Here is a 4,244-nt window from a genome sequence, read left to right as displayed (position 1 = left end):
GCTGTTTCGTTCGCTGCGTCAGCTGAGGAGGCGAACTATACGCCCGGGCCTCACCCTCGTCAACACCTTTTGCGAGAAAAAGTGAGCAACGGCGGGCCTACCAGCCCGAAAGTACACGCAAGTAACTGACGGGAAAGACGATATGAAAACAGACTTTTTGCAGCACATCCAGGCAGCACTGCCGAAACCGCCCACACGCCATGAAAAACGGGCCGGCATTGCTGCCGGCCCGCGCCCAAAACCTATATATAGCTGCGATCAGTTCTTACGCAGTTTGGCGAACGCCGCCGCCATCGCGGTATCGCCGATAGGCGCACTCTGCTGGCCGCGCTGACGCTGACCACCGGACGGACGGACATCACTGCGCGGCCCACGAGATGCCGTCGCGCCCACTTCGTCATCCAGACGCATGGTCAGCGCGATGCGCTTGCGCACCACGTCCACCTCAAGCACTTTGACCTTGACCACGTCGCCCGCCTTGACCACCTTGCGCGGATCGTCGATGAATTTGTTGGACAGCGCCGAGATGTGAACCAGGCCATCCTGGTGCACGCCGATATCGACGAAGGCGCCGAAGTTGGCCACATTGGTGACCACGCCCTCCAGCACCATGCCGGGCTGCAGGTGCTTGATGTCTTCGATGCCATCCTGGAAGGTGGCGGTCTTGAATTCCGGCCGGGGATCGCGCCCCGGCTTGTCCAACTCCTTCAGGATGTCCATCACCGTCGGCAGGCCGAAGCGCTCGTCGGTATAGTCAGTGGCGCGCACAGACTTGAGGAAGGCGGAATCGCCGATCAGCGACTTCACCTCGCGGCCCGCCTTGAGCACAATCTTTTCCACCACCGGGTAGGCTTCCGGGTGGACCGACGATGCATCCAGCGGGTTGTCTCCGCCGGAAATGCGCAGGAAGCCCGCAGCCTGCTCGAAGGTCTTTTCGCCCAATCGCGGCACTTTCAGCAATTGCTTGCGGTTGCGGAAGGCGCCGTTCTGGTCGCGGTAGGACACGATATTGGACGCCAGCGTGGCGTTCAGACCGGAAATGCGGGTCAGCAGCGGCGCCGAGGCGGTGTTGACGTCCACCCCCACCGCGTTGACGCAATCCTCGACCACGCCGTCCAGCGCGCGCGCCAGTTGGCTCTGATTGACGTCGTGCTGATACTGGCCGACGCCGATGGACTTGGGTTCAATCTTGACCAGCTCGGCCAGCGGATCTTGCAGGCGGCGAGCGATGGATACCGCGCCGCGCAGGCTGACATCCAGATCCGGAAATTCCTTGGCCGCCAGTTCAGACGCGGAATACACCGAAGCGCCCGCCTCCGACACCACGATCTTGGTCATGGACAGCTGCGGGAAGGCGCGGATCAGCTCCTGCGCCAGCTTGTCGGTTTCGCGGCTGGCCGTGCCGTTGCCGATGGCGATCAGGTCTACCTTGTGGCGGGCGCACAGCGCGCCGAGGATGGCAATAGACTTGTCCCACTCGCGGCGCGGCTCATGCGGATAGATGGTGGCGGTTTCCAGCAGCTTGCCGGTGCCATCCACTACCGCTACCTTGCAGCCGGTGCGCAGGCCGGGGTCCAGGCCCAACGTGGCGCGCTGGCCAGCCGGGGCGGCCAGCAGCAAGTCATGCAGATTGGCGGCGAATACCTTGATCGCTTCGGCATCGGCCGCTTCTTTCAGCCGCGAGACCAGTTCCAGCTCCAGCGACAGGAAGATCTTGGCCCGCCAGCACAGGCGCACGCCATCGAGCAACCACTTGTCGGCGGCGCGGCCGGCATCCTGGATGCCGAAACGGGCGGCGATCAGCTGTTCGTAAGCGGAACGCTCGGTAATCGGCGTTTCGTCCGGCTGGTATTTCAGCGCGACATTCAACACGCCCTCGTTGCGGCCGCGCAGCAGCGCCAAGGCGCGGTGCGAGGGAATGGCCTTGATCGATTCGCGATGGTCGAAGTAATCGGAAAACTTGGTGCCTTCCGTTTCCTTGCCGGCCACCACGGACGCGGCCAGTTCGCCCTCGTTCCATAGCTTCTCGCGCAATTGGCCGAGCAGTTCGGCGTCTTCGGCGAAGCGCTCCATCAGGATGGCGCGCGCGCCGTCGAGCGCGGCCTTGGCGTCCGCGACGCCAGCTTCGGCGTTGAGGTAGGTTTCGGCCAGCACGTTCGGGTCTTGCGACGGATCGGCCAGCAGGCTGTCAGCCAGCGGCTCCAGCCCGGCTTCGCGGGCGATCTGCGCCTTGGTGCGGCGCTTGGGCTTGTAGGGGAGATACAGGTCTTCCAGCGTGGTCTTGTTGTCGCTGGCGTAGAGGGCGGCTTCCAGCTCTGGGGTGAGCTTGCCCTGTTCGGCAATGCTCTTGAGGATGCTGTCGCGGCGCTCATCCAGTTCGCGCAGATAAACCAGCCGTTCGGCCAGCGTGCGCAACTGGGTATCGTCCAGACCTCCGGTGACTTCCTTGCGGTAACGGGCGATGAAGGGAACGGTGGCGCCGCCATCTATCAGCTCGATGGTGGCCGCCACCTGGGATTCGCGGACGGCAAGCTCAGCCGCCAGACGGCTGGAAAGGCTTTTCAGCATCGGTTTTTATTCTTTCGCGTCGAACAAAAAACGCTACTGTACCGCCATCCGCCGCAAAATCAAGCCGCGACCGGCCGCGCCAGCCAGGCTTGCGCCTCTTCTATCAATTCGAAATACTGGACATGGGTATGCGACAGCAGGCCGGCGATATGGGTGGCGAGCCGAATCCAGACATCGCCGACCACAATGGCCACACGCCCCACCTTGCCCTCATGCGCGCGCATGAACTTCACCTCTTCCAGCGCCATGTCCAGCGTGAAGTCCTTCAACTCGGACAGATCCAGCAGCATGTCCGGCTTCTCCCTCTCTTCCAGCCGCTTGAGCAAGGCCTGCTCCAGCAACTGGAAATCGGCCAGCGTGAATTCATTGAACAAGGCGACATCCAGACCGTAGTCCTGCTCACGGATTGAGATCATGTATTGCTCCCTTCCTTTGTTATCGCGGCGACCGCTTTGACTGTATTTTAGCGCCGGCTGGCCAACATGCCGCTGACCACGATCAAGCCCATCGCCAGCAGCGAATCGCCCGTCAGCACATCGCCCCATACCAGCGCGCCCAACAAACTGGAAAACACCACGGTCAGATAGGACAGATTGGCGGTCGTCAGCTTGCGCCCCACCTTGTACGCCCGCGTCATCGCCAGCTGCGCCAAGGTGGCCGTGACGCCGACACCCAGCAGCAGCCACGCATTATCCCATGTCACCGCGTGCCAGCGCTCCAGACACATCAGCAACAGGCCGCCGACAGTGGAAATCAGGGCGAAATAGAACACCACCCGCCACTCCGCCTCGCCCTGCCGCCCCAGTTCGCGCACATGCAGATAAGACCAGCCGGCCAAAAAGCCGGACACCAGGCCCATCAGCCCGGCAAACCACACGTCGCCGGACAGGGTGGGCCTGAGCAGCAATACCACGCCGGCAAAACCCAGCGCCAGGCCCAGCATGGCGCGCGCAGGCAGTTTCTCCCGCAGCAGCACGACCGACAACAGCGCCAGGAACATCGGCGAGGTATAGGTCAGGGTCGATGCCATCGCCAAAGGCAGATGCGCGATGGCGTAGAACGACATCAATAAGGAAACATAGCCGATCACGCCGCGCTGCAGATGATAGCGCAACAAAGGCGTGGCGAAGCGCTCGCGCCGCCATAAGGCCGCGCCGCCCAGCGCCAGCGCGCCGATCAAGGTACGCCAGAACACCAGTTCGGTGGATGAGAAATGCTGCGCTCCCAGTTTGACGAACAAACCCATCAAAGCGAAAAAAATCGCCGCCACCACCATCCAGCCAGAACCCAGCCGGAAACCCGCCAACCTGCTACTCACTACCAATTGTCTTGACCTTTACCACATGAAACTTCAGACCCGCTGACAAAAACCCTGATCCTGCGTTGCGCCTCCTTGCCGTACTCAAGCACTGTCTGCGTCGGCGCGCCTTGGCTCAGGTTCTCTAACGAGGTTTTGTGAGCAATTCTAAGCAACTACTTCTTGCCCACCGCGACGCTGAGGCAAATCGCCTCCATCTGCCGCCGGTAAGTGCGGAATTCCGATGCGTTGGCGGTGCAGCGCGCCTCCAGCAAGCGACTCTTGTCCACCAGCTGAATCACTTGCAGATTGTGCCGCACGATCCACAAGCGATTGGAAACGAAACGGCCATCGCGATACTCCGTCACCAGCCGGCTCG

General features: G+C 62.0%; 3 protein-coding genes and 1 pseudogene. All 4 read right to left on the bottom strand.

All coding sequences use genetic code 11. From position 1 onward, the window contains the following. Positions 1–258: 258 nt before the first annotated feature. Positions 259–2,568: a Tex family protein gene (locus C2134_RS20425; protein ID WP_103321896.1), complete on the bottom strand. Its 2,310-nt coding sequence runs from the start codon at positions 2,566–2,568 to the stop codon at positions 259–261. Positions 2,569–2,627: 59 nt separating this feature from the next. Then, the gene (locus C2134_RS20420; RefSeq protein ID WP_103321895.1) at positions 2,628–2,984 is read right to left on the bottom strand and encodes a SpoIIAA family protein; all 357 of its coding nucleotides are present in this window, start codon (positions 2,982–2,984) and stop codon (positions 2,628–2,630) included. A gap of 47 nt (positions 2,985–3,031) precedes the next feature. Next, positions 3,032–3,844: a DMT family transporter gene (locus C2134_RS20415; protein WP_103321894.1), complete on the bottom strand. Its 813-nt coding sequence runs from the start codon at positions 3,842–3,844 to the stop codon at positions 3,032–3,034. A gap of 197 nt (positions 3,845–4,041) precedes the next feature. After that, a pseudogene (locus tag C2134_RS20410) lies at positions 4,042–4,244 on the bottom strand (hypothetical protein); the annotation flags it as partial.

Origin of the sequence: Chromobacterium sinusclupearum, assembly GCF_002902845.1 — a bacterium.
In the GTDB taxonomy this organism is placed as follows: Bacteria; Pseudomonadota; Gammaproteobacteria; order Burkholderiales; family Chromobacteriaceae; genus Chromobacterium; species Chromobacterium sinusclupearum.
The sequence above is the reverse complement of the archived record's forward strand: the minus strand, read 5'-3'. Positions and strand labels throughout refer to the sequence as shown.

What these genes read in the sequence shown, in the direction of transcription:
- C2134_RS20420 (WP_103321895.1), bottom strand. Translation starts at nt 2,984, where the DNA reads ATGATCTCAATCCGTGAGCAGGACTACGGTCTGGATGTCGCCTTGTTC.
- C2134_RS20425 (WP_103321896.1), bottom strand. Translation starts at nt 2,568, where the DNA reads ATGCTGAAAAGCCTTTCCAGCCGTCTGGCGGCTGAGCTTGCCGTCCGC.
- C2134_RS20415 (WP_103321894.1), bottom strand. Translation starts at nt 3,844, where the DNA reads ATGGTGGTGGCGGCGATTTTTTTCGCTTTGATGGGTTTGTTCGTCAAA.